Source organism: Campylobacter sp. LMG 17559, assembly GCF_024723605.1.
Lineage (GTDB): Bacteria > Campylobacterota > Campylobacteria > Campylobacterales > Campylobacteraceae > Campylobacter_D.
Genome location: NZ_JANQCZ010000034.1, coordinates 1 through 1,573, shown reverse-complemented (window position 1 = coordinate 1,573; position 1,573 = coordinate 1). Strand labels below are relative to the sequence as shown.

2 protein-coding genes are annotated in these 1,573 nt (G+C 23.1%); both read left to right on the top strand.

From position 1 onward, the window contains the following. A partial coding sequence (locus CAMP5082_RS08140) for a hypothetical protein (RefSeq protein ID WP_337206421.1) occupies positions 1-632 on the top strand: 632 nt, incomplete at its 5' end. A 2-nt stretch (positions 633-634) separates the two neighbouring features. Then, a partial coding sequence (locus CAMP5082_RS08135; protein WP_257906018.1) for a capsular polysaccharide synthesis protein occupies positions 635-1,573 on the top strand: 939 nt, incomplete at its 3' end.

The following is a 1,573-nucleotide window of genomic DNA, read 5'->3' as shown; positions in this document are numbered from 1 at the left end:
TTTGTATAAAAAATCTTGACTATGACGATGATTTACTATGTTTCAATTTTATTTCTATCAATCCAAATCAATTAAAAAAGGATAAATTTTTTATAAAAAATTCTTTTAGTGTTGAATTTTTCTTCAATTTTTTCTTGCAAAAATATCCATATTATAATTGGTATATTTGGGGTAAAGTCTACAAAAAAATAACATTTTTAAAAATTTTCGAGAAGCTGCCATTAAAACCAAAAGAAAAAATAATTATGGGGGAAGATGCTTTAACTTTTTTAGCTTATTTATTTTTTTCAAAACATATAAAAACTTTAGATGATAACTTGTACTATTATGATTTAACTAATGACAATTCATCTACAAATATTCAAAGCAAAGAACGCAACTTAAAATATTTTGAAAGCATAAATTATGTGATAAAAAAAATTCACTTGTTTTCATCGATGCATTCAAATCAATACAAATTTCATTGTAAAATTTTTATTTATAATTTAAAAATTAACAAAGCACAATCTTTGAAAATAAGTGAAAAAAACATATTTAAAAAAATACAATATACTTGTCAAAGAAAAATTATCAAATTAAAGAGAGATTTTTTAATTCGTAAAGCAAAACTAATTATGTTTAAAAAAGGATGATAGTGAACTTTATAGGAAAAATTTTATATTTTTTTGCCAATATTATACCAGTAAAAAGAATAAGAAAAATTATCAAAGCCAAAATAAAATGGAAATATTCACATCCTTATATAGCAAATTATCTTAAATTAAATTATATTACACCCTACTATGAAAAAAACAACCAATATCATTTAGAACCAAAAGCAATATTTGAAAATGAAAAAATAATATGGCAGTTTTGGTATCAAGGTGAAAATGAAATGCCTGATATTATAAAAAAATGCACACAATCTGTAAAAAGATACATGGGAGAGGAATATAAAATTATTATTTTAGATAAAAATACTATAAAAAAATATATAGATCTTCCAGATTTTGTAGTCAACAAACTTGAAAATGATTTTTTTGGAAAAAAAACAACAACTTTCTTTTCTGATCTTCTTCGAGTTGCTCTTTTATCATTGTACGGTGGAATTTGGATGGATGCAACAATATTTTTAAGTGCGCCAATAAACAAAGATATTTTGAGCAAAAAATTTTTCATATTTACAAGATCAAAAAATAAACCTGAAGACTACATAGAATGGGTATTATTTAATAGAAACTATTTTTCTTGGGATGAAGGATTTCAAGTAAATATGCTTAGCAGTTTTTTAGTTGCACAAAAGAATTCTAGTGAAGTTTCCGCGATAAAAGATATTCTACTTGAATACTGGAAAAAAGAAAAAACAATTAGGCATTATTTTATAATTCAAATACTTTTTAATATTCTATACGATTGTAAAAGCGCCGATGAATATAATAGTGATATCGTTCCTCATCTTCTTCAAAAATTTTCTGATCAAAATTTTGATCAGAAACTATGGAAATCAATAAAAACAAAAACTTCTATCCATAAATTAACTTATTTCAAAAATATTAGAAAAAATTCCTTGATAGATATCGTTTTAAGTCATTCG